This is a genomic window from Rhodococcus sp. NPDC056960 (genome assembly GCF_042674125.1).
Lineage (GTDB): Bacteria > Actinomycetota > Actinomycetes > Mycobacteriales > Mycobacteriaceae > Rhodococcus_F.
Genome location: NZ_JBHURF010000002.1, coordinates 219659 through 241397, shown reverse-complemented (window position 1 = coordinate 241397; position 21739 = coordinate 219659). Strand labels below are relative to the sequence as shown.

Sequence of the window (21739 nt, the reverse complement as noted above, 5' to 3'; positions counted from 1 at the left end):
AACGGGTTCCGGTCAGGACCGGCTGACATTGACGACGTGGATTTCGGTGAATTCCTGCAGTCCTTCTGTTCCGAACTCGACACCCATTCCCGACTGCTTGTGGCCACCGAAGGGGACATCCGGGGTCAGCGCGAAGTGGTGGTTGACCCATGAGGTTCCGGTTTCGAGTCGACTCGCCACCGCCGTTGCGCGTTCCACGTCGGTTCCCCACACCGAGCCGCCGAGGCCGTAAGGGGTGTTGTTCGCGCGCGCGAGTGCGTCCTCGACGTCGTCGTACTTGACGATCGAGCGAACGGGGCCGAACGTCTCCTCGGTCAGGAGCGGGTTGTCCTCCGTGATGTCGCGTACAACCGTCGGCTGCACGAAGTAGCCAGGTCGCTCTTCGAGCGATCCGCCGGCGATGACCTTCCCGTGTGCGGCAGCCAGGCGAAGCCATTCTGCGGCAGCGGAGTACTGGCGCGAGTTCTGCACCGGGCCCATGCCGGTGGCCGGATCGAGACCGTGGCCGAGGTTCGTCGCCGAGGCGAGCCGGGCGACCTCGGAAGCCAGATCGTCGTAGATCGACGCGGGGGCGTAGATCCGCTTGATCGAGACACACACTTGGCCGGCGTTCGCGAACGACCACGTGTAGATGCCCTTGGCCGCCTTTTCGATGTCGGCGTCCTCGAGGACGATTGCGGCATCGTTGCCGCCCAGTTCCAGCGTCAGGCGCTTCAGTCGAGGAGCGGAGGCAGCCATGACCCGACGACCAACGGCGGTCGAACCCGTGAAGGACACCTTGTCGATGCCGGGATGATCGGTCAGCAGCCGTCCGAGATCACCGGAATCGCCGACGACGTTGAACACGCCCGCCGGGACGACCTCGGCAATCAACTCTGCGAAGTACAGCGTCGCAATCGGGGTGGTAGGCGCCGGTTTCAACACCATCGTGTTGCCCGTGACCAACGCCGGAGCAAGCTTGTACACCGCCTGGAACAGTGGGAAGTTCCAGGGGCAGATGGCGCCCACGACACCGATTGGATCGTAGCGAATCTCGACATATGCATCCTCGTCATCGCGAGCAACCTTCGGGTCCAGTCGAGTGGCGGCGAAGTGGCGGGCAAAGTCCGCTGCCCACTGAACGTCGTCGCGGGCTTCCGCGAGTGGCTTGCCCTGTTCGAGGGTGGTGAGTCTGGCGAGAACCTCGAGGTTCGCCTCCAGGATGTCGGCCACCTTGCCCACGATCGCCGCGCGCTCGTCCCATCCCGTTCTGCGCCAGGATGTGGTGGCGCGCCGGGCGGCAGCAACGGCAAGGTCGAGTTGTTCCGCATTCGCCGTCGGAGCGGTCGCGAACGGTGCATCACTCGCCGGATCGACAACGGGAATCTCACCGGCGCCGCGTACCGGCTGCCCATCGATCAGTTGGGTGAATATCTTGGTCGCCGGGTCAAAGCCCAGGCCGGGGTCGATAATCGCGGCATCGATCGACATGAAGATTCCTTTCGCGGTGCAAATACAGCTGGATTCATCAGGTCTTCGCGACGTGTTCTCAGTCACTCGACCCGGTAGTCGAAATGTTTCCTCAGAACACGGGCGCTATCTGTACCGAATCTGCGCAGTTCAGTTCGCGGGTTGGCGCGCCCTCTCGCTTGACTCGCCCGGTTCCGCTGCACACTATGAGACACGCGCTCATTGGACTGAACACGCGCGTGGTACCGCAGTTGGAGGCGTAGTGCACATGTCCGGAGTCGATCCCCAGCGGTTACGGCCCGAAATTGAAGAGTCGTGGTCCAGAGCCCTGCGATGCGGTCTGAACACATCGACGGTGCGCCACACGGAGGTCCTCGACGTCGACCTGGGCAGTCGATTCGCGCGTGCTGCCGTCGCGGTCATCGATCAACTCTGCGACCAGTTGGCCGGCGAACGAGTTGCGTTCATGCTGACCAACAAGTCAGCCCGCCTGATCAAAACCGCTCAGGCCGATACCGCATTGACATCGGCGATGGACAGCATCGGCGCGGTGGTCGGGACGGTCTGGTCGGAAGAAAACACCGGCACCAACGCTCTCGCCACACCCTTCGAGACTCGCCGACCAATCTTCGTTCACGGGAGTGAACACTATGTCGAACCGATGAAGGACTTCAGTTGCTACGGTGCGCCCATCTTCGACCCCGTAACAGGTCGGTTGGAGGGTGTTCTCGACATCATGACCGACAGGACCTCCGAGAACGCCTTGATGATCCCGGTCGTGGACTCTGCCATCACACAAATTCAACAGACACTCCGTGCCGGCCAAACCCGCTCCTCCGCAGCACTTCTGTCGAGATTCGAGACAGTGTTCGGCGCATCGGCGCACCCAGTTGTGGCGATAGGTCCGTCCGTAGTGTTTCAGAGCGCGAAGGCGTCGCAAATGCTGACAGCGGACGATATCGAACAACTCCGCACCACCGTCCTCGGCCGGGCACGCAACCACACGACGAACACCGTCATAACGTTGCAGAACGGCCTCAACGCCGCGCTCACCATCGAAGACGTGTCATCGACGATCGGGGCCGTCGTCACAATACGAGTCGAGGACCGAGCGCTCATTCCCCGTAACGCTTTGTCACGCGACGTATTTCGAGATATCGATCAAGCAGTCACCAGAATTCGAGGGGAATCGGGTTCTCTGGTCATCGTCGGGGAACCTGGCACCGGACGAACCACCGTGGCGCACGCGGTCACGGCCGGCCAGTCGGTACACGAGGTCCACGCGCTACGTCTGAGTCGAGATGAAGCCGAGGAGAAGATACTTACGCACGTGAGGAGCGCGAGCGAGGGAGCTCTCGTCGTCGAAAATATCGAGTTCCTCAACGCAAAATCCCTCTCACTGCTCGCAAATGCAGCCGTTCGGTCCGACATTCGAGTGATCGCGACTTGCGACTCGACGGTGATGGCCGAGGCGACGCCAGTTCTCGCGCGTTTCGTTCATCGAATCACCCTTCGTCCGCTCCGTGAACTTCGCCATGACCTCAACCGTGTCATCCGTGTCATCAGGCCCGGCGGTCCGCGACTCCAGTTCGACACTGCCGCAACCAAAGCACTGACTTCGTATACGTGGCCCGGCAATCTGATCGAACTGGGTAGTCTTCTAGACTCGTTGTCGGACCTCGCAAATCGTCGGGTCGTGTGTTTGTCCGATCTTCCCGTGGGACTTCGTCGAGGCTCGGACAGAAATTTCACGCCCTGGCAAACTGCCGCGCGCGACGCGATCATCAGGGCGTTGGAATTGAAACACCACAACAAGTCTCACGCCGCCGAATTTCTGGGGATCAGCCGCAACAGTCTGTACCACCATATGCGCGAGTACGGCCTGCTCTGAGGCCTACCTCTTCACGAGGGCACGCACCGCGTCGACCACCTCCCGGGGTGCTTCCTCGGCCATGAAGTGCCCCGCGGTGAGGGTCTCGTGCACCAGGTCGGGGGCCCAGGCCCGCCAGAGGCCCGCGGCGTCGTAATCGAGCAGACTTCCCCAGTCCTGTTGGATGATTGTGACGGGCATCCGCAGGTGGTTCCCGGCAGCCCGGTCCATCCGATCGTGTTCGACGTCGATGCCCGCGGACGCCCGGTAGTCGGCGACGATGGACGGCACCGCTTCACGGGACGCCCGGAGGTACTCGGCGCGCACGTCGGCGGGAATCGCGCCGGGGTCGCGGGTCCAGACATCGAGGAAATGGCCGAAGAAGGCGTCGGCGCTCGCGTCGATCATCTGCTCCGGCAGCCCGGGCGGCTGCGCCATCAGATACAGGTGGAACGCGACCGCGGCGTTCGCGCCGTGCAGGATGTCCCACATGTCCAGCGTCGGCAGCACGTCGAGCGACGCGAGGTGAGTGATCGTCCCGGGGTGGTCGAGGCCCGCCCGGATGGCGACCAACGCGCCGCGGTCGTGTCCGGCCAGCGCGAACCGCTCGTGGCCCAGCTCCCTCGCGAGTGCGACGACGTCCGCGGCCATCGTCCGCTTCGAGTAGACGGTGCCGTCCGTTTCGACCGGCTTGTCGCTCGCGCCATAGCCGCGCAGGTCCGGGCAGATGACGGTGTGATCGGCGGCCAGTTCGGCAGCGACGTGCCGCCACATGAGGTGGGTCTGGGGGAAGCCGTGCAGCAGGACGATCGGGCTGCCGGAACCGCCCACCGCGACGTGCAGGTCCACGTCGTCGGCGACGGTCACACGCTGGTGGTCGAATCCGGGAATGACAGGGGTCACGGATGGTCCTTTCGAGGTCCGGGGAGGTTCTCGTCCAGTCTCGGGGAGGTCGATGAGCATCCGATGAGCGCTATACCGTGGCGGGGTGACTCCTACGTTCGGTGTGCTCGGATCGGTGGTCGGGTGGGACGAGGCGGGCGATTCCGTCGATCTGAAGGGCCCGCGTCACCGGGCGGTGCTCGCCCGCCTGATCGTCGCCCGGGGACGGGTCGTTCCCGTGCATGTCGTCGTCGACGATCTGTGGGCCGACCCGCCCGACGGGGCCAAGGGCGCGGTCCGCACGTTCGTCTCGGCGCTGCGCCGCGCACTCGAGCCGCAGCGCACGGCCCGCACCGCCGCGCGGCTGCTCGTCACCGACGGTCCCGGATACGCGCTCCGGGTTGCTCCGGAGTCCGTGGACGCGTGGCGGTTCGAGCGCGCGGTCGCGGCGGCGGCGACGGCCGCTCCGGGGCAGGCACTCGATCTGCTGGAGGAAGCGCTCGGGTGGTGGCGCGGCCCGGCCTACGCGGAGTTCGCCGAGGAGTCGTGGGCCCGCCCCGAAAGGGCCAGACTCGAGGAGCTGCGACTGTCCGCGGTCGAGCGGCAGGCGGAGGCGCGACTCGCGGTCGGGATCGCCGCGGAGGCGGTACCGGATCTCGATGCCCATGTGGCCGAACACCCTTGGCGGGAAGGTGCGTGGCGGTTGCTGGCTCTCGCCCTCTACCGGTCCGGGCGACAGGGCGACGCGCTGGCCGTGTTACGTCGGGCGCGAGAGCTTCTCGCCGAGGAACTGGGGATCGACCCGAGCGCACAACTGACGGCCCTCGAGACCGACCTCCTGCGCCGCGACGACCGGCTCGAACTCGACCCCGGGCGGATGTGGGAGCGGGCGGCCGCCGCCTACGACCGCACTGTGGCGTCCGGTGCCCGGGCCCGGCTCGAGTCGACTGTCGGGTTGCTGCGCAGTCTCGCCGTAGCCGGCGGCAGCGGACTCGAGGCGGCCCGGGAACAACGGCTCGCGACGATCACCGCTGCCGAACAACTGGGCGACCCCGAACTCACCGCCCGCGTGATCGGGCAGTACGACGTGCCCGCCATCTGGACCCGCTCCGACGACCCGGAGCAGGCCGCCCGGATCGTCGCCGCGGCCGAACGCGTCCTCGCGCAGCTTCCCCCGGGAAACCACGACACCGCGCGAGCCCGGCTGCTGGCCACGATCGCACTGGAATCGCGCGGAACCCGCGGCGACCGCGGGTTGCAGGCCGCCCGCGAATCCGAGGAGATCGCCCGCGCACTCGACGATCCGGCACTGCTCGCGTCCGCGCTGAACGGCGTCTTCATGCACACCTTTTACCGCTCGGGCCTGGCCCCCGAGCGGGACGCGATCGGCCGGGAACTGATCGCGCTGTCGGCCCGGCACGGGTTCGTGAACTTCGAGGTGCTCGGGCATCTCATCCGCCTTCAGGCGCTCGGAGCGCTCGGGGACTTCACCGGCGCCGACGAGCACGCCGCCGCGGTGGATGCTCTGGCCGCACGGCACGAGCGACCGTTGGTGGCCGTGTTCACCACGTGGTACCGGGCGATGCGCGCCGCGGCGACGGGCGCGTCCGACGCGGACGCCGAGGCCGGCTATCGCTCCGCGGCGGAACTGCTCGCGGGCAGCGGGATGCCGGGACTCGAACGCGGAATCCTTCCGCTGGCGCTGCTGTGCCTGCGGGTATCGCGGGGTCTGCCGGTGACATTCGACGCCGATACCGACTGGGGACCGTACGAACCGTGGGCGCGACCTCATCTCCTGCTGGCCGACGGCCGCGCGGACGAGGCGGCGGCCGCGCTGCGCCGGGCACCCGAACCACCGCGCGATCTCCTCGTCGAGGCGCTGTGGTGCCTGAGCGAGCACGCCGCGGCCGCCGTCGGCGATCACCGGCTGATCGAACGAGCACGAACCGAATTGGCTCCCGCGGCAGGCGAAATCGCGGGGGCGGGCAGTGGGATGCTCACGGTGGGCCTTCGGCCCGTGCGTGCGTGACGAGTCCCTGCACTCCTCAACCACGCACGAGCGCTATTTGGCCCATTCGAGCAGGTCGTCGGCGGACCACGTGTTCACGACGCGGTCGGCTTCCACTCCGCATCGCATCGCCCGCTCGCACCCGTACCCCTGCCAGGCGAGTTGGCCCGGGGCGTGCGCGTCGGTGTCGATGGAGAACAGGCAGCCCAGGTCCATGGCGAGATCGATGAGACGGCTCGGCGGGTCGCGGCGCTCGGGACGGCTGTTGATCTCGACCGCGGTGCCGTTGTCGCGGCAGGCGGTGAACACCTGCTCCGCGTCGAACGTCGACTCCGGCCGGGTCCCGCGGCCGCCTTCGACGAGACGGCCGGTGCAGTGCCCCAGCACGTCGACCCGCGGGTTCTCGACGGCCTTGACCATGCGCCGGGTCATGGCCCCGCGCTCGGCCCGCAACTTGGAGTGCACGCTGGCGACGACGATGTCGAGTTGATCGAGCAGATCCGGATCCTGGTCGAGCGAACCGTCGTCGAGGATGTCGACCTCGATGCCGGTGAGGATGCGGAACGGCGCGAGTTCCTCGTTCAGCTCGGCGATGACCTCCAGCTGCGACCGCAGCCGCTCCGCCGACAGCCCGTTCGCGACCGTCAACCGCGGGGAATGGTCTGTCAGAGCGCAGTATTCGTGCCCGATGGCGGCGGCGCTGCGCATCATCTCGTCGATCGGACTGCCGCCGTCCGACCAGTCCGAATGGGTGTGCAGGTCGCCCTTGAGCGCCTGACGCAGCGCACCGCCGCCGATCGGCTCCGCGCCCTCCCGCAGTTCCGCCAGATAGACGGGCACGCCGTCGAGCGCCTCCCGGATCACCGTCGCCGTCTTGGGTCCGATGCCCGGCAGATCCTTCCAGCTGTCGGTGCGTCGGCGGACGTCCCGCTGCTCCTCCGTCAGTTCGGCCACCACATCCGCTGCGCGCCGGTACGCCTTCACGCGATGAGTCTCCGCCCGCGACCGTTCGAGCCAGAACGCTGTCTCACGCAGGGCCTGCACCGGGTCCATCGGGCTGTCGGCGTCCATGACTCCAGTGTTGCGCCCACCCGGACGTCACCGCAACGCTTCGCGCGCCCCGTCCCGGACCACGGCGGTGAGCGCCGCGAGAATGGGCGAATCCAACTTCCAGCGCTGCCAGTACAGCGGGACGTCGACGGGCTGGGACGGGTCGAGTTCGACGAGACCGTGGTCGTCGCCGGTGTGCAGTTCCGGCAGCAGACCCCAGCCCAATCCGTGGCGGACGGCGTCGGAGAACGCGGAAGACCCGGGGACGTAGTGCCGCGGCGGCTGCACCCGGCGCCGCGTGAACCCGCGCAGGAACCGCGACTGCAGTTCGTCCTTGCGGTCGAAGTCGAGCATCGGTGCCGCCGCCAGGGCGTCCGCCGTGGGGCCGTCGGGGAGCCAGCGTTCGGCGAACTCCCGGCTGCACAACGCGCGGTACCGCATCGACCCCAGTTTCTCCACGGTGCAGCCCTGCACCGCCTCGGGGACGGACGTCACCGCGGCCATCACCGTGCCCTCCCGCAGCAGGGTGGTCGAGTGGAATTCGTCTTCCCGGTGCAGGTCGAACAGCGCCCGATGTTCCGGCGCGAGACGGGCGAGGGCCGGAATCATCCACGTGGACAGGGAATCCGCGTTGACGACGAGAGACAGGGTGCTCGTCGTCGGCTCGTCGGGATTGAGGGACGACATGGCCTCGCGCTCGAGATGCGCCATCCGGCGGGCGAGCGTGAGCACGACGTGCCCGGACTCGGTGGCCCTCACCGGTTTCGTCCGCTGCACCAGGACGCGTCCCACCTGCTGCTCGAGCGCCTTGATTCGCTGGCTCACCGCGGACGGCGTGATGTGCAGGACGCGGGCGGCGGCGTCGAAGGTGCCCTCGTCGATCACCGCGGCGAACGTGCGGAGCGAGGCCAGGTCCAGATCCATATGAAGTGATGCTAATGGCAATGAAGGATAATTAGCTGGATTGATGATCGCCGCGTTCGTAGCGTTGTCGTCATGCACCTCACCCCTGCCCTGCTCACGGCCGCCGCCGGATTCGGTACCGGTCTGTCGCTGATCGTCGCGATCGGCGCGCAGAACGCGTTCGTGCTGCGACAGGGGATCGTCCGCAGGCACGTCCTGCCGGTGGTCGTGCTCTGCGCGGTCTCGGACGCGGTACTCATCGCCGTCGGGATCAGCGGAATCGGCGCCGTCCTCGAACACGCCCCGGCCGCGATCACCGTGATCCGCTGGGCGGGGGCGGCATTTCTCGTCTCCTACGCGGTGCTCGCCGCCCGTCGCGCCCTGCGACCCGGCGCCCTCGATGCCGCGCAGGACGTCGGGTCGGCGACCCTCGCGACGTCGGTGCTCACGTGCCTCGCACTGACCTGGCTCAACCCGCACGTCTACCTCGACACGGTGCTGATGCTCGGTTCGGTGGCCAACAACCAGGGCCAGTCAGGGCGGTGGCTGTTCGGTTTCGGCGCCGCCACCGCAAGCGTCGTCTGGTTCGTCGCGCTCGGGTACGGCGCCCAGCTCCTGCGCCGGGTGTTCGCCCGCCCCGCCGCGTGGCGCGTCCTCGACGGCGGGATCGCCGCGCTGATGCTGACGCTCGGCATCACCCTCGTCGCCGGCTAGTCAACTTTTGGTTGACAGATACCCTCATGTCAACCAATACTTGACACATGCCCGAGTCTGCGCTCACCCACCTGCTGTCGGACGCGATCGCCAAGGCAGACCCGGAGATCGACTCGGCGCTCGACCACGACCCGGCCGCGTACCTGGACCTCGTCCGGCTCACGTCGCGGGCCCGGGAGTCGGTGGACGAACTACTGGTCTCCGCGATCGCGGCCGCGCGATCCGCCGGGCACAGCTGGGACACCATCGGCGCGGCCCTCGGCATGTCGCGGCAGGCGGCCCAACAACGCTTCGGCAAACGGATCGGCGACACCTCCGACGCAGACCCGGACGGCCGGACGCGCCGGCTCACCCCACTCACCGCGTTCAACGAGATGCGCATCCTCAACCACGCCGGCGCCTACGGCTGGCACTCCGTCGGATTCGGCACCCTCTTCCACACCATCCGCAAATCCGAGGAGCAGTGGGAGCACACCCGGGTGTCGGCGCTGGCGAGCCGCCAGAAACTCGAGGCCGATGGCTGGCAGAAGGTCGGGACGCTGTGGTTCCCGTGGGCATATTTCAAGCGCCCCTTGGGCGTTCCCGCCGTGCCCGAACCGGTGAGCGGCGACTACCTGATGGAGCCGTGATGGACGCCGTCGCACGATTCGCGGCCGCTCGGGTCGCCCGGCTCGCCACCGCCGGGGCGGACGGTGTGCCGCATCTGGTTCCGCTCGTCTTCGCGCTCGACTCCGGCACCATCTATTCCTGCGTCGACCACAAACCCAAGCGCACCACAGCATTACGCCGCCTGGCGAACATCTCCGCCAACCCCGCCGTCACCCTGCTCGTGGATCACTACGACGAGAACTGGGACCACCTGTGGTGGGTGCGCGTCGACGGGCGGGCCGAGATCCTCGAACCCGGCTCCGCCGAGGGCACCACCGCGATCGACGTTCTCGCCGCGAAGTATCCGCAGTATCTCGACCGCCGCCCCGACGGGCCCGTCGTCGCCGTCCGCAACCTGTCCTGGCATCACTGGGCTGCCTCCGGCCTGTGAGTACTTGTTAACCGCCCGCGGTTAACAAGTACTCACAGGGCGATAGCCTCGACAACATGCCCACAGCCCTGATCACCGGTGCCAGTCGTGGCCTCGGAGCCGCCATCGCCCGGGAACTCGCACCGACCCACGACCTCCTGCTCGGCGCCCGGTCGGCGGAATCGCTGGACGGCATTCTCGCGGAGCTGCCCGCCGCCTCGCCGTGGCCCGTCGACGTGACCGACTACGACGCGGTGGCGGCGGCGTGCGCCCCGATCGAGCGACTCGACGTGCTGGTCCACAACGCCGGCGTCGCCGATCTCGCGACCGTAGGCGGGTCGACCGTCGCACAGTGGCGGCACACGCTCGAGGCGAACGTGATCGCGGTGGCCGAGCTGACGCGTCTGCTGCTGCCGGCCCTGCGCGCGGCCGGTGGACACGTCGTCCTGATCAACTCGGGCGCGGGGATCCGCGCGAACGCCGGCTGGGCGTCGTATGCGGCGAGCAAGTTCGCCCTCCGGGCGTTCGGGGACGCGCTGCGACTCGAGGAACCGTTACTGCGCGTCACGTCAATTCACCCCGGACGCATCGACACCGATATGCAGCGCGCCATCGTGGCCGGCGAGGGCGACGAGTACCGCCCGGAGAGGTACCTACAGCCGTCGACCGTCGCAAAAGCCGTGGTGAACGCTGTGCGGACACCCGCGGACGCGCACCCCACAGAAGTCGTGCTGCGAGTGCGCTGACCGCGAAGAAATCTGCGTGAGATAGATCACAGATTGATCTCACAGAAAGGCTTTAAGCTGCTCACAATTAGTCGCCCTACAGTTCTTCTCATCAGCAGAGGTCGCAAACGCGAGTCAGGTTCTCCCAGCTGACTCCCAGGAGGTTGTCCCACGATGAACACCGAGCAGCGTATGCCCAGCGACACCGTCGTCGCGGTCGACGGCGAACTCTTCGCGACGATGTTCACTCTCGATCTCGGTGACGGCGAGGTCGATCGCGAGGCAGTCGAGCGGATCTACGACGGCGAATTCGACGAGTGGATCGAGGCGGCAGCGCGGTCCGGTCTGTTCACCCCCCAGGCGGTCGCGTCCCTCGTGCAGACGTGGCAGGAGAACCCGAAGTCGTTGTTCGACGCCCTGCTCGTCGACGCCGACGAGATGACCCACAAGCGCTACGCGATCATCTGGGACGCGCTCGACGACGCCGACTCCTTCGAGAACGTCGAGTACGCCTGACGATCAGAACGGCCACGCGGGAACGGGCGGCAGCCCCTCCCGCGTGGGACGTCCGATAACCCACGCCAGCAGTTCGGTGCGCGGCAGTTCCGGCACCGTGACGTCCGGATGCTGCTCCGCCAGCGCGGGCAGCTCCGATTCCAGCGTGTGCTCCACGAAGCCCTCCGGCCAGTCGGCCGTCGAGTAGTCGAGCCCCAGGTCGACGTGGTGGATCTCGAGTTCACGCCACCGCAGCACCGGCACCTGCCGCGCGGGCACCCGCTTCCGCCAGTTCACCGGCGTCTCGTACCGATCCTCGGTGATCGTGCGCAGCGACTCGATCACCCGCCGTCCCGCGAAGCGGACATCGGCGGCCAGCAGTTCCGCCGGACGCCCGGCCCCCTCCTCGATCGCCGCTGCCCGCGCCGCCGGACCACCCGGGTACATCTCGGGCGCGGCCTCACCGGTGATCACCCCGACGGCGAACCGGTGGAGCGCGTCCGCATTTCTCGCGAGATGCGTGATCAAGTGTCCCCGACTCCACCCCGGTAGCAGCGACGGCTCCCGCGCCTGGTCGTCGGTCATCCCCTCCAGCGTCGCCTCGACCGCGGTCTGCGATCGGGCGACGGCGTCGAGCAGTTCGGCATACGACAGTGCGGCACGCGGCGACGTCATACCGACGATGCTAGGCGATGCCCCCGTAGCCCGCCCGACGGTGAAACCCCCAGGATCCCGGTAACGGAACGATGACGATCGGCACCCGGTGTGGGCAATTCGGACGTCCGTACCGATACTGAGATCGACTGTCGGACAACGTGGTTGAAGGGTGGTGTGTGATGTACGACGAATCCGCTACGTGGGGGATACCGAGCGAGACCTTCCTGGTGATCTACGTCACCGCCGCCGTGCTGGCGGTCGGGCTCGGCGTGTTCCTCCGTTCCCGCGGCAACGGTCCGTCCCCGGCAGGCGGTGTCCGGCTCGATCCCGTGCAGGCCGGGATGCTGACCAGCGACGATCGGGCCATCGCCGCGTCCCTGACGCTGCTGCGGACGGCAGATCTCGTCTCCGCCGACGGGACGATCCTGCGGGCGTGGAGAGTCACCGACAACGTCCTCGGGTCGTTCACGCGGGCCGTCTACGACGAACTCGCGTACGGACGCAGCGCCGTCGGCAACCTTCGGCTCCGCGGCCGGTTGCGGGCCCCGCTCGACCAGCTGCGGTCCGCCCTGGTCGCGCAGGGCCTGCTCACCGGTCCCGAACAGAAGGCATGGAATCGACGCGCGAGCCTCCCGATCCTCGTCGTCGTGGCCGTCGGCGTCGCCCGCCTCGTCTCCGGGTTCGCCGCGGGCAAGCCGATCGGCTTCCTGCTGGTCGCGGTGGTGCTGCTGTCGGCCTCGCGTGAACTGGTCCGGCGGACCGGCCGCCGGACGCCTCGGGGCACGGCGGAACTCGAGCGACTGCGCCGCGAACACTCGTACCTGTCGCCGCGGATGCGCCCGTCGCTCACCGCATACGGTCCGGCGCCGATCGCGCTGTCGACGGCCCTGTTCGGAATGGGGTCCGTCGGCCTGTTCTCCCCGGGATTCGCGAGCGCGGCCGGGATCGCCGACGGCGGGGACGGCGGCAGCAGCGGAGGCGACAGCTCCTGCGGAGGCGGCGGCGGGTGTGGTGGGGGCTGCGGCGGCGGTGGGGGGTGCGGGGGATGACCGCCCTGATCGAGCCGGGCCTCGGCATCGGCTGGCGGCCGGAGATCTGCGGACTCATCGCCCGCCTCGACGGCCTGCGGTTCTGCGAGGTGATCGCCGAATCGCTGCCCGCTCGCCGGCGCGGGGTCGACGTTCCGGCCGAACTGCGGTCGCTGGGTGTTCCCGTCGTCCCGCACGGCATCTCACTCTCGCTGGGTGGCGCCGACGGCGTCGAGCAGCGCCGGATCGACCACCTCGCGCGGTGCGCCGCCGCCCTCGGTGCGCCGCTGGTCAGCGAACACGTCGCGTTCGTCCGGGCGGGCGGTCTCGAGGCCGGACACCTGCTGCCGGTTCCGCGCTCCCGGGAGGCACTGGACGTGCTGGTACGCAACGTCCGGCGCACACAGGACTGCCTGCCGGTTCCGTTGGCCGTGGAGAACATCGCTGCCCTCTTCGACTGGCCGGACGACGACTACTCCGAGGGCGAATTCCTGGCCGAGCTGGTCGAACGGACCGGCGTCCACCTGGTGCTCGACGTCGCCAACGTCTACGCGAACGCCCGCAACCGTGGCCGCGACGCCGGCGCGGAACTGCGGCGGCTTCCCCTCGAACACGTCGCGTACTGCCATGTCGCCGGGGGAGCGGAACGGGACGGCGCGTATCACGACACGCACACCGACCCGGTGCCCGGCGAGGTGCTGGATCTGGTCCGGGAGTGGGCATCCAGGGGTGCGCCCGCGCTGATGCTCGAACGCGACGGCAACTACCCGCCGGCTCGGGAGCTGTTCGACGAATTGGACGCGATCGCGGATGCGGCGGGGCTCGCACGGATCACCGGACACCCGGCGCGGAGCCTGCCGTGACGGGGCTCGCGGAGCGGCAGGCGGCGTTGGTGCGGGCGCTCGTCGCGGCGGGAGAGATGCCGGACGGTTTCGACCGCGACGCACTCGACATCGCGTCGACGGCCCTGCTGCGCAAGCGGTCCGGGGAGGTCGGCGCTCACCTGCCGGACGTCCGGGCCGCGTGCGGCGACCGGTTCTTCGCGTTGTTCGCCGCCTGGGCCGAGGGCAGGCCGAAGGTGAGCACGCACGCGGACGCCGACGCGTTCACCGCGCATCTCGTGTCGATCGGCGAACTGCCCGCACCGGAGCGGAGGCGCCTGCTCAGCCGGCGACGAAGTCGAGCAGCAACTCGTTGACCTCGTCGGGCCGCTCCAACTGGATGAAGTGCCCGGCGCCCTCGAGGAGGTGGACGCCCCGCAGGTCGGGAACCGTGTCATGCATCCGGTCGAGGGCCTGCCTCCCGGTCATCGCGATGACCGCATCGTTCTCCCCCGCCACGAACAGCGTCGGGACCTCGAGTGGAACGGCGACGGCCCGGCCGCGTTCCCAGTTGGCGTCGAATGCCCGATACCAGTTGAGGCCGCCGGTGAACCCCGTGCGGGTGAAGACCTCGACGTAATGGTCCAACTCGTCTTCCGTCAGCCACGACCACGGCAGGGGCGGGGCCTCGGGCAGCACGTCCAGGTAGCCGTTGCCCTCCGAGGGGTGCTGCCAGATGTCGAGGTAGCGGTAGTCGCCGGACAGTGCGTAGAACAGCCGGTGCAGGAATCCGCGCGGGTCGGCGTCGAGTTCCCGGTCGGCGACGCCGGGTTCCTGGAAGTAGTGGATGTGCAGAAAGTGCTTGCGCGCCATCGACGCATAGAGTTCCGACGGTCGCAGCGGAAAGCGGTCGGGCATGTAGGGAACGGACAGCAGCACCAGCCCCGCCACCCGTTCGCGGTGCCGGAGGGAGACGGTCCAGGCGACGGGCGCGCCGAAGTCGTGGCCGACGAACACCGCCCGCTCGTCGCCCAGCGCGTCGAGCAGGCGGATCAGCGCGTCCGACACCCGCTCGTTCGTGTAGTCCTCGATGTCGCGGGGAATATCGGTGCCGCCGTATCCGGGCATGTCCGGGGCGATTGCGCGGTACCCGGCGTCCGCGAGCGCCTGCATCTGACGACGAAAGCTGTACCCGAGGCCGGGGAATCCGTGGCACAGGACGACCGGCGGTCCGTCGCCCAGTTCGTTTATCTGCCAACGAAATCCGTCGACCGTGACCACCCGCTCCGTCGACGACGCCATGGTCCCCACCCCTCCGCCTGCCAGAACGCGTTCTCGCACTGTAGCGTAGCGGCGGCACCATTAGAATGCACCTGACTCGCAGTGGCGACCGACCGGGGAAGTGGGGTGATGAGCAATGGTGGAGGCACGATCCCGCCACGAGTTCGTCGCACTTCAGCTCCGGCAGCGCATCATGCAACGGCAGTACGAGGTCGGGGAGTCGCTGCCCAGCGAGAGCATGCTCTGCGCGGAGTTCGAGGTGTCGCGCGGCCCCGTGCGCCAGGCTCTCGCGACGTTGAAGAACGAGGGGCTCATTCAGCTGTCCCAGGGCAAACCGGCGGTGGTCCGCAGCCACGACATCACGCAGACCCTGGACACGTTCACCCCGTTCACCCAGTGGGCCCGCCGCACCGGACGGACCGCGGGAAGCCGCACGCTCGAGATCTCCCGCCGCCGGGTGTCCGAACCTGCCGCCGTCGCATTGGGAGTGGGCGCAGACGACTTCGTCGTCGAAGTGCTCCGCGTCCGCTTGCTGGACGGCGAACCGACGATGCTCGAGCGGAGCACGTTCACCGACCGCGTCGGGTCCCTGCTGTTCGAGTTCGACATCGACTCCGGCTCGATCACCGACTACCTCACGTCCCGCGGCATCCGATTCGAATCGATGGAGCACGTGCTCGACGCCGTCGCCGCTGCCGCGATCGACGCCGAACACCTCGGCATCGACCCCGGCAGCCCCCTGCTGCGGGAACGCCGGACCTCCCGCGACCAGAACGGCGACATCTTCGAATATGCCGACGACCGGTACCGGCCCGACCTCGTCGCGTTCAGCATCGTGAACGCCCGCACCATCGACCCCCGGCTCCCGGCGGACGACGCCACCGGAGGCTAACCGGGCGGAAACGGGCGGATCAGGCGCCGCGCAGTTCGGACAGCAGACCGGGCAGGTCCGCGACGCTGTCGAGGATGTGCGTGGCGCCGGCCTGCGACAACTGGACGGCGTCGTGGGCGCCGGTGAGCACGCCGACGGACGCGAGCGCTCCGGCGCGCAGGCCGGTGGTGACGTCCGACGCGGTGTCGCCGAGCACCACCATCGACTGCACTGACGGGGCGCCGGTGCGCATCAGCGCGGTCAGCGCCAGGTCCGGGTGGGGCCGGCCGCGGACACCGTCTCCCGGGCAGAGCACGACGTCGGCAACGTTCTCCCAGCCGAGGGCGCGGATGATCGACTGCTGCGTCTCGTGGGCGAATCCCGTGGTGAGCGCGATCTTGATGCCCTGCTCCCGCAGCGAGCCGAACAGTTCCTCGGCGCCCGGAACGGCGCTGCACCGGCCGTCGGCGACGAGTTGCGAATAGCAGCGTTCGAATTCCTTGTTCGCGGCCTGCGCCTGCTCCTCGTTTCCACCACTGAGATGGCGGAAGACGACGATCTTGGACTGCCCCATGGTGTCGGACACGTAGTCGAGCATCCGCCGGCGGTCGTCGTCCGTCTTCGACAGTCCGGCGTGCGCATCGGCGGCGAGGAAGGACTGCTGCACCAGCCCGCTGTCCTCCACGGTGGTGCCCGCCATGTCGAAGACGACCAGGCTGATGTCCCGGTAATGTGTTTCCATTGTCGTGTTCCTCTCGGTGTTCGATGAATGTTCTTGCGGGAGAGCGCCGTTACGCCCGCCCGAAAACGTGGTCGATCCGGTCTTTCGCCAGACCCAGGCCCGTCGTCATGCCGATCCCGGTGGTGACGGTGACGATGTGCACCCCGTCGATCAGCTCCTCGATCAGGAACTCCGATTCGGGGGCCGAGCTGTACACGCCCTGCCACCGCTCGGTGACGGTGACGTCGGGGACGCCGAACAGGGCGGCCGCTTCGCGGAGCAGCACCTCGAACCCCTCCTCCGACTGGAACGGTTCCGCCGTGTTCTCGCGGATGTGGGTGTCGCCGAGCAGGATCGACCCGTCGGGCTGCGGTGTGTACATCTGATGCAGGTCGAGTTCGACGTAGTCGGGGTACTCGTCGCGGAGCCTCGCCGCGAGCGTCGCCGTCGCGGGAAGATTCTCGAAACCGCTGTAGCGCACCAGCGACCATCCCGTGAACAGCGGCGCGGGCAGCGGTCCGGACAGCGGCATCCGGGCACGCATCATGTGCAGCCGGCACCGCTGAAGTCCGCCGCGTTCGGCCGGTTCCGGGAACAGCCGGTCGATGTCACAGTTGACGGTGACGAATACGGTCCCCGCGCGCAGGTAGCCCCGCGAGGTGTGGACCACTCCGGTGTCGAATCCGGATGCCGCGGTGCGCCAGAAGAATTCGACTCCCGACGCTTCCAGCCACCGCGCGATGGCGGGAGCCGCCTCCCGCGGGTCGACCTGCAGGTCGTCGGTCATGTACATGCCCCCGACGACGCGGTCGCCGGCAATCGGCAGCGCCGCGAGGATCCGATCACGCGACAGCAGTTCCACCTCGGACGGACCGCGCACCTCCGCGAATTCGGTCAGGACGGCCAGTTCGTCGTCGTGCCTGGCCACGCAGTACGTCCCGGACTCGGACGACCAGAATCCGGCCTTGCGCGACAGGTCCAGCCAGTGCTCCCGGCCCGTTCGCGCGTACTCGCGGGCGACGCCCGACTGGGCCGTGATGCAGGCGTGGCCGAAGTTCTGAACCGAAGCGCCCGCGACGCGGTCGGCGTGATCGACCACCGCCACCGACAGGCCCCGGTTCAGGGCGTGATACGCGTGAGCGAGGCCGACGATTCCGGCACCGACGACCACCACGTCGTATCGACGTTGATTTGTCATGGCACTCACTGTGAAGCCAGAAACTCAACATGTCAATACAAGTTGGTGGATTTAACCACCACGTATAGATAAGTTTCCCGACGTTCACCGTCCGTTGCGGGTCCGGGCGGACGCGGGCGTCAGTTGGGAATGGGGATGACGATGGGCGGCAGACCGGGTATCTGCACCTGAATCTGCTGCGGCGGCACGGGCACCGGCGCCGGGGCGGGCGCGGGCGGGTAGTTCACCTGCGGCTCGGGTGGGGGTGGGGGTGGGGGTGGAGGTGGTGGCGGTGGGGGCGGCGGCGCAGGCGCCACGGGTTCCGGGGAGGGAACCGACGCGGGCCGCGGAGCGGCCTGCTGCACCACCACCGGCGGCGGCGGCGAATCCACCACTACCGGTGCCTGGGCTTCCACGGGAACCACCGGATTCGGCCGCTCCGCCGGTTGCTGCGGACCGGAACCGATCGGCACCGGCAACAGGCCACCGGTCATCAGATCCACCACGGTCACTTCGGTCATCGCCACGTTGGAGGGCTGCACGACGTACAACCGATCCTGCTGGAAACCGGGCCAGGGATCTCCCTGCATGTCGGCGTTCTGATTCACCACCGGGGACAGCAACGGGCTTCCGCGCACGCAGCGGACGCGGGGAACACCGTGATCGTCGATCAGCACGATGGTCCCGGCCTCGAGCACCGACTGGAACGCGGACGCGTGACCGTCGTCGAAGCCGTGATTGGTGACCCGGGTGTCCGCACGCAGCAGCACGGGCGTGAGGGTGCGGACGTAATTGCGCACGTCGTCGACGTGGAACACACTCGACCAGGCCTGCATCCTCGCCGGATCACCCTCGAGATCGTCGACGAGACGCTGCCGGTCGCACAGCACCCGGTCGGGGCTTCCGCCGTAGAGACCGGCCCGATCGCCGATCACCCGGATCCCGGTAGGCCGCGGCTCGGCCGGCAGATCGGTGCCGGGCGGACCGAACGGCACCGTCGTCGGCGTCTGCGGCGGCAGCAGGACTTCCGTCCAGGGAAGCTGGCCGTTGTCGGTGGCCCCGTCGAGGTCGACCGGATCGGGGTGACCGCCCGGACCCGACGAACACGCGACGACCAGCGTCGCCGTCAGAGCGCCGACGAGCGCCAGCCAGCTACGCGGTGCGCGCCCGGGGCGCGTACCGGCACGAACGACTCGTCTGCGTCGGGCACGCCGTGCAGCCCGCCCGGCGACGTCGGTGGCCACCTCGCCATCGTAAGCACACTCGCGGATCGGCCGGGCCGTATTGCGGTGTGGTTACCGGGCCCGGCAACCGGTCAGCTGGTGATCATGTCCTCCTGCGACCAGAACGCCCGCATCGACGTGATCTTGCCGTCGTCGTCGAAGGTCATGACGTCGATCGGCGCGATCTCGAGCTTCTGCTCACCCAGGTCGGTGACGAGGGAGAAGTGGAACGCCGCCGAGTTGCCGGCGATCTTCAGCGTGAGGAGTTCACCGGTCTGCTTCAGCGGTTCGATCACCCCGTAGAACTCGCGCAGCGATTCCACCGAGGACCGCGGTTCGGTACCCACCGGGTCCTCCACGGTGGCGCCCTCGGCGTACAGCGCGACGATGTCGTCGGCGGTCCCGGTGGCCACCGCCTCGATGTACCTCTCGACGGTCTTGCGGATGTCTTCTGCGGACGGTGCCATGATACGAACTCCTCAGTCGAATAGAACGTGTTCTAGCGGTGAGAGTAACGCAGCACCGCCCGCCGGGGAGCCCCTTCTCCCAGGCAGCGGGACGTGTCCGCCCCTGCCGACGGAAACTCGGCAGGGGCGGACGGGGAACTCCCGATCACGTTCGTGGCGCGGACGCCTTCTCCAACGAATCCAGCCGGGGAGCGCTCGTCCCGGCCGTCGGCGCGGAAGACACGGAGGACACAGAGGTCACGGAGGACACCTCCTCGAGCGACTTCCCCTTCGTCTCGGGGGACATGAAGAAGCAGATCACGAAGGCGACCGCCGTCAGGACCGCACCGAAGAGCATCGTCGTGCCGGTGCCCAGCGAGGAGATACTCAGCGGCAGCAGGTACGTGCCGGTCGCGGCGCCGAACCGGCTGACCGCGGTGGCGATGCCCACCGCCGTGGCCCGGAACTCGGTGGGGAAGAGCTCGTTGGGGTAGATCCACACCAGGATGCTCGGGCCGCCGGAGATGAACGCGTAGGCACAGAATGCGGCGACGATGAACCAGAGGGGACCGTCCGCCCACAGCCACAGTCCGGCCAGCGGAAGCACCATCAGCGCGAGCGGCACGACGGCGATCGGGCGCCTGCCCCACTTCTCCACGAGGAACAGTGCGGGAATGGACCCGGCGACGATGAGCCCGATGATGACCGTCTCGACGATGAGCCCCGCCGAACCGTCGCCGGAGATCGAGAAGCCGGACAGGATGGTGGGCAGGAAGGTCAGCAGCGCGTAGAGCGGCGTCACCACCGCGAGGTACAGGGCACTGCACATGATCAGCCGGGCGAGGTACTGGCCCCGGAAGTAGATCTTGATGTCGGCCTTCGGCTGGTCGGCCGTGTCCTCGACGGTGACCTTGCTCAGGTCGAGTTTCTCCCCGTAGATCTTCTCGACCACGGCCTCGGCGTCCGCCACCCGGCCGTTCTTCAGGAGCCACCGCGGCGACTCCGGAATTCCGCGGCGCACCAGGATCACGATCAGACCCAGCACCGCACTGGACGCGAGCAGCAGGCGCCAGTGGTCGTTGCCGCCGGAGATGCCGACGACGAGGGCACCGACCACGTAGGCGGCGACCGCGCCCGCCGACCACGCGACGGCCGACATCCCGACCATCGCGCCGCGCTTCCTGGTGGGGGTGAACTCGGTGAGCAGGGAGGTGGCGATGGGGTAGTCGGCACCGATGGCCGCGCCGATGACGAAGCGCAGGACGATGAGCTGCCACGGCAATTGGACGAACACCGACAGCACGCACGCGACGACCAGCACCACCAGGTCGAGGGCGTACATCTTCTCCCGGCCGATCCGGTCGGTGAGGAATCCGAACACGGTGGCGCCGAAGAAGATACCGATGAGCGAGGCCGCGCCGATCAATCCCGCCTCGGCCGTCGTCGGGTGCAGTTGCTCGGTCACTCCGAGCAGGGCCACGCCGATGATGCTCATGACGTACCCGTCCAGGAATGGTCCGCCACAGCACGCGATCAGGAGCTTGGTGTGAAACCCGCGTTTGGCGGGTCTGTCCATCACGTCGAAGGAACTCATGTCGTCTCCACTACGTAGATTGGTGCCGTCACCCTGGGGGTGGCGGTCGAATCGGCCACGCTCGGCCGGTACCGCTAAGGGGTTGTCTTGTTGAGCGCCGAGTAGGCGAGTTGCTCGAGCAGCAGCGAGGCGTGGTGCGGGGCATCGGCCCCGACGTCCAGCACCTGCTTGGTGATGCTCAGCGCCAGCGGGGAATACTCCGCGAGTTCGTGTGCGATGCCCAGCGCCTGCTTCACATGCTCTGCGGGAGGGGCGATCTCACTGACGATGCCCCAGCGTTCGGCGTCGGTGGGATCGAAGCGCCGTCCGCGCAGGACCAGGTCCCGGGCACGACCCGCCCCCACGATCCGGGTGATGCGGGTGACTCCACCGGAACTCGGCAGGATGCCGATTCCGATCTCCGGGAACCCGAAGACGGCGGCCGGATCCGCGACCCGGATGTCGGTGGCGAGCGCCAGTTCGAGCCCACCGCCGAGACAGTAGCCGGTGATCGCCGACACCGTGGGCTGCGGAAGGGCGGCGAGCACCTCGTACACCGACCCGGACGTCCGGTAATACTCGGCGATCGCCTCCGGGGTCATCTCCCGCAGTTCGGTGACGTCCGCGCCGGCCGAGAACACCGAGTCGCCCCCGGTGAGAACCACTGCACGACTGGACTTCACGTCCGGTGATCTCAGCGCGTCGAGCAGCGCGGTCTCCATGTGCGTGGACAGGGCGTTGCGCTTCTGTTCCCGCCGCAGGGTGACGACGGCGACGCTGCCGTCGCGCCGCACCTCGACGGTCCCGGTGTCCTCGGTCGGCATCGT

General features: G+C 68.2%; 23 protein-coding genes. 11 read left to right on the top strand and 12 right to left on the bottom strand.

Going from position 1 to position 21739, the window contains the following annotated elements; all coding sequences use genetic code 11:
• Nucleotides 1-12: 12 nt before the first annotated feature.
• Complete coding sequence (locus ACFTWF_RS04165; RefSeq protein WP_378460007.1) at nt 13-1470, bottom strand: aldehyde dehydrogenase family protein; 1458 nt, start codon at nt 1468-1470, stop codon at nt 13-15.
• 247 nt (nt 1471-1717) lie between these two features.
• Here ACFTWF_RS04165 and ACFTWF_RS04160 point away from each other — a divergent pair, with 247 nt between their 5' ends.
• Nucleotides 1718-3340 carry a sigma-54-dependent Fis family transcriptional regulator gene (locus ACFTWF_RS04160; protein WP_378460006.1) on the top strand — a complete coding sequence of 541 codons (1623 nt, stop codon included), beginning with the start codon at nt 1718-1720 and terminating at the stop codon, nt 3338-3340.
• 3 nt (nt 3341-3343) lie between these two features.
• Here the strand turns inward: ACFTWF_RS04160 and ACFTWF_RS04155 are convergent, their stop codons facing one another.
• Nucleotides 3344-4222, bottom strand: a complete 879-nt coding sequence (locus ACFTWF_RS04155) for an alpha/beta fold hydrolase (protein ID WP_378460005.1) — start codon at nt 4220-4222, stop codon at nt 3344-3346.
• 85 nt (nt 4223-4307) lie between these two features.
• On the opposite strand from ACFTWF_RS04155, the gene ACFTWF_RS04150 reads away from it, so the two are divergent.
• Complete coding sequence (locus ACFTWF_RS04150; RefSeq protein WP_378460004.1) at nt 4308-6230, top strand: BTAD domain-containing putative transcriptional regulator; 1923 nt, start codon at nt 4308-4310, stop codon at nt 6228-6230.
• A 33-nt stretch (nt 6231-6263) separates the two neighbouring features.
• Here the strand turns inward: ACFTWF_RS04150 and ACFTWF_RS04145 are convergent, their stop codons facing one another.
• The gene (locus ACFTWF_RS04145; protein ID WP_378460205.1) at nt 6264-7262 is read right to left on the bottom strand and encodes a PHP domain-containing protein; all 999 of its coding nucleotides are present in this window, start codon (nt 7260-7262) and stop codon (nt 6264-6266) included.
• A gap of 45 nt (nt 7263-7307) precedes the next feature.
• On the bottom strand, nt 7308-8183 hold the full coding sequence (locus ACFTWF_RS04140; RefSeq protein ID WP_378460003.1) for a LysR family transcriptional regulator ArgP: 876 nt from the start codon (nt 8181-8183) through the stop codon (nt 7308-7310).
• Between the two features lie 72 nt (nt 8184-8255).
• Here ACFTWF_RS04140 and ACFTWF_RS04135 point away from each other — a divergent pair, with 72 nt between their 5' ends.
• From ACFTWF_RS04135 to ACFTWF_RS04115, 5 genes are all read left to right on the top strand, one after another.
• The gene (locus ACFTWF_RS04135) at nt 8256-8876 is read left to right on the top strand and encodes a LysE/ArgO family amino acid transporter (RefSeq protein WP_378460002.1); all 621 of its coding nucleotides are present in this window, start codon (nt 8256-8258) and stop codon (nt 8874-8876) included.
• A gap of 47 nt (nt 8877-8923) precedes the next feature.
• A complete protein-coding gene (locus ACFTWF_RS04130; RefSeq protein ID WP_378460001.1) occupies nt 8924-9505 on the top strand; it encodes a hypothetical protein in 582 nt (193 codons plus the stop codon).
• On the top strand, nt 9505-9915 hold the full coding sequence (locus ACFTWF_RS04125) for a TIGR03668 family PPOX class F420-dependent oxidoreductase (protein ID WP_378460000.1): 411 nt from the start codon (nt 9505-9507) through the stop codon (nt 9913-9915). Before ACFTWF_RS04130 ends, ACFTWF_RS04125 begins: the two co-directional genes overlap by 1 nt.
• Before the next feature lie 56 nt (nt 9916-9971).
• Nucleotides 9972-10640 carry an SDR family oxidoreductase gene (locus ACFTWF_RS04120; RefSeq protein ID WP_378459999.1) on the top strand — a complete coding sequence of 223 codons (669 nt, stop codon included), beginning with the start codon at nt 9972-9974 and terminating at the stop codon, nt 10638-10640.
• Between the two features lie 153 nt (nt 10641-10793).
• Nucleotides 10794-11135: a hypothetical protein gene (locus ACFTWF_RS04115; protein ID WP_378459998.1), complete on the top strand. Its 342-nt coding sequence runs from the start codon at nt 10794-10796 to the stop codon at nt 11133-11135.
• Nucleotides 11136-11138: 3 nt separating this feature from the next.
• On the opposite strand, the gene ACFTWF_RS04110 is transcribed toward ACFTWF_RS04115, so the two are convergent.
• Nucleotides 11139-11789 (bottom strand): maleylpyruvate isomerase family mycothiol-dependent enzyme, encoded by a 651-nt coding sequence (locus ACFTWF_RS04110; RefSeq protein ID WP_378459997.1) that lies wholly within the window; start codon nt 11787-11789, stop codon nt 11139-11141.
• Between the two features lie 161 nt (nt 11790-11950).
• Between ACFTWF_RS04110 and ACFTWF_RS04105 the strand changes: the two genes are divergently transcribed.
• The 3 genes from ACFTWF_RS04105 to ACFTWF_RS04095 are packed head-to-tail and all read left to right on the top strand — an operon-like array spanning nt 11951 to nt 13997.
• The gene (locus ACFTWF_RS04105) at nt 11951-12820 is read left to right on the top strand and encodes a TIGR04222 domain-containing membrane protein (protein WP_378459996.1); all 870 of its coding nucleotides are present in this window, start codon (nt 11951-11953) and stop codon (nt 12818-12820) included.
• On the top strand, nt 12817-13662 hold the full coding sequence (locus tag ACFTWF_RS04100) for a DUF692 domain-containing protein (protein WP_378459995.1): 846 nt from the start codon (nt 12817-12819) through the stop codon (nt 13660-13662). The genes ACFTWF_RS04105 and ACFTWF_RS04100 overlap by 4 nt, the downstream gene beginning before the upstream one ends.
• On the top strand, nt 13659-13997 hold the full coding sequence (locus tag ACFTWF_RS04095) for a hypothetical protein (protein WP_378459994.1): 339 nt from the start codon (nt 13659-13661) through the stop codon (nt 13995-13997). The genes ACFTWF_RS04100 and ACFTWF_RS04095 overlap by 4 nt, the downstream gene beginning before the upstream one ends.
• Here the strand turns inward: ACFTWF_RS04095 and ACFTWF_RS04090 are convergent.
• Entirely contained in the window at nt 13963-14922 is a 960-nt protein-coding gene (locus tag ACFTWF_RS04090; protein WP_378459993.1) for an alpha/beta fold hydrolase, read from the bottom strand. The genes ACFTWF_RS04095 and ACFTWF_RS04090 overlap by 35 nt on opposite strands.
• 115 nt (nt 14923-15037) lie before the next feature.
• Between ACFTWF_RS04090 and ACFTWF_RS04085 the strand changes: the two genes are divergently transcribed.
• Nucleotides 15038-15793 (top strand): GntR family transcriptional regulator, encoded by a 756-nt coding sequence (locus ACFTWF_RS04085; protein WP_378459992.1) that lies wholly within the window; start codon nt 15038-15040, stop codon nt 15791-15793.
• Nucleotides 15794-15812: 19 nt separating this feature from the next.
• Here the strand turns inward: ACFTWF_RS04085 and ACFTWF_RS04080 are convergent, their stop codons facing one another.
• The 6 genes from ACFTWF_RS04080 to ACFTWF_RS04055 form a co-directional block, all read right to left on the bottom strand.
• Entirely contained in the window at nt 15813-16514 is a 702-nt protein-coding gene (locus ACFTWF_RS04080) for a phosphonatase-like hydrolase (RefSeq protein WP_378459991.1), read from the bottom strand.
• A 49-nt stretch (nt 16515-16563) separates the two neighbouring features.
• Nucleotides 16564-17691 carry a TIGR03364 family FAD-dependent oxidoreductase gene (locus tag ACFTWF_RS04075; RefSeq protein ID WP_378459990.1) on the bottom strand — a complete coding sequence of 376 codons (1128 nt, stop codon included), beginning with the start codon at nt 17689-17691 and terminating at the stop codon, nt 16564-16566.
• Between the two features lie 119 nt (nt 17692-17810).
• Nucleotides 17811-18914, bottom strand: a complete 1104-nt coding sequence (locus ACFTWF_RS04070) for a DUF6777 domain-containing protein (RefSeq protein ID WP_378459989.1) — start codon at nt 18912-18914, stop codon at nt 17811-17813.
• A gap of 71 nt (nt 18915-18985) precedes the next feature.
• Complete coding sequence (locus ACFTWF_RS04065; protein WP_378459988.1) at nt 18986-19360, bottom strand: nuclear transport factor 2 family protein; 375 nt, start codon at nt 19358-19360, stop codon at nt 18986-18988.
• 145 nt (nt 19361-19505) lie between these two features.
• Nucleotides 19506-20933 (bottom strand): MFS transporter, encoded by a 1428-nt coding sequence (locus ACFTWF_RS04060; RefSeq protein WP_378459987.1) that lies wholly within the window; start codon nt 20931-20933, stop codon nt 19506-19508.
• Between the two features lie 74 nt (nt 20934-21007).
• Complete coding sequence (locus ACFTWF_RS04055; RefSeq protein ID WP_378459986.1) at nt 21008-21736, bottom strand: enoyl-CoA hydratase/isomerase family protein; 729 nt, start codon at nt 21734-21736, stop codon at nt 21008-21010.
• Nucleotides 21737-21739: the final 3 nt, after the last annotated feature.

Bases quoted from the DNA above. Each gene is read 5' to 3' on its own strand.
- ACFTWF_RS04065 (WP_378459988.1), bottom strand. From the start codon at position 19,360: ATGGCACCGTCCGCAGAAGACATCCGCAAGACCGTCGAGAGGTACATC.
- ACFTWF_RS04140 (WP_378460003.1), bottom strand. From the start codon at position 8,183: ATGGATCTGGACCTGGCCTCGCTCCGCACGTTCGCCGCGGTGATCGAC.
- ACFTWF_RS04110 (WP_378459997.1), bottom strand. From the start codon at position 11,789: ATGACGTCGCCGCGTGCCGCACTGTCGTATGCCGAACTGCTCGACGCC.
- ACFTWF_RS04115 (WP_378459998.1), top strand. From the start codon at position 10,794: ATGAACACCGAGCAGCGTATGCCCAGCGACACCGTCGTCGCGGTCGAC.
- ACFTWF_RS04085 (WP_378459992.1), top strand. From the start codon at position 15,038: ATGGTGGAGGCACGATCCCGCCACGAGTTCGTCGCACTTCAGCTCCGG.
- ACFTWF_RS04105 (WP_378459996.1), top strand. From the start codon at position 11,951: ATGTACGACGAATCCGCTACGTGGGGGATACCGAGCGAGACCTTCCTG.
- ACFTWF_RS04080 (WP_378459991.1), bottom strand. From the start codon at position 16,514: ATGGAAACACATTACCGGGACATCAGCCTGGTCGTCTTCGACATGGCG.
- ACFTWF_RS04055 (WP_378459986.1), bottom strand. From the start codon at position 21,736: ATGCCGACCGAGGACACCGGGACCGTCGAGGTGCGGCGCGACGGCAGC.
- ACFTWF_RS04165 (WP_378460007.1), bottom strand. From the start codon at position 1,470: ATGTCGATCGATGCCGCGATTATCGACCCCGGCCTGGGCTTTGACCCG.
- ACFTWF_RS04145 (WP_378460205.1), bottom strand. From the start codon at position 7,262: ATGGACCCGGTGCAGGCCCTGCGTGAGACAGCGTTCTGGCTCGAACGG.
- ACFTWF_RS04130 (WP_378460001.1), top strand. From the start codon at position 8,924: ATGCCCGAGTCTGCGCTCACCCACCTGCTGTCGGACGCGATCGCCAAG.
- ACFTWF_RS04120 (WP_378459999.1), top strand. From the start codon at position 9,972: ATGCCCACAGCCCTGATCACCGGTGCCAGTCGTGGCCTCGGAGCCGCC.
- ACFTWF_RS04135 (WP_378460002.1), top strand. From the start codon at position 8,256: ATGCACCTCACCCCTGCCCTGCTCACGGCCGCCGCCGGATTCGGTACC.
- ACFTWF_RS04090 (WP_378459993.1), bottom strand. From the start codon at position 14,922: ATGGCGTCGTCGACGGAGCGGGTGGTCACGGTCGACGGATTTCGTTGG.
- ACFTWF_RS04125 (WP_378460000.1), top strand. From the start codon at position 9,505: ATGGACGCCGTCGCACGATTCGCGGCCGCTCGGGTCGCCCGGCTCGCC.
- ACFTWF_RS04060 (WP_378459987.1), bottom strand. From the start codon at position 20,933: ATGAGTTCCTTCGACGTGATGGACAGACCCGCCAAACGCGGGTTTCAC.
- ACFTWF_RS04075 (WP_378459990.1), bottom strand. From the start codon at position 17,691: ATGACAAATCAACGTCGATACGACGTGGTGGTCGTCGGTGCCGGAATC.
- ACFTWF_RS04160 (WP_378460006.1), top strand. From the start codon at position 1,718: ATGTCCGGAGTCGATCCCCAGCGGTTACGGCCCGAAATTGAAGAGTCG.
- ACFTWF_RS04100 (WP_378459995.1), top strand. From the start codon at position 12,817: ATGACCGCCCTGATCGAGCCGGGCCTCGGCATCGGCTGGCGGCCGGAG.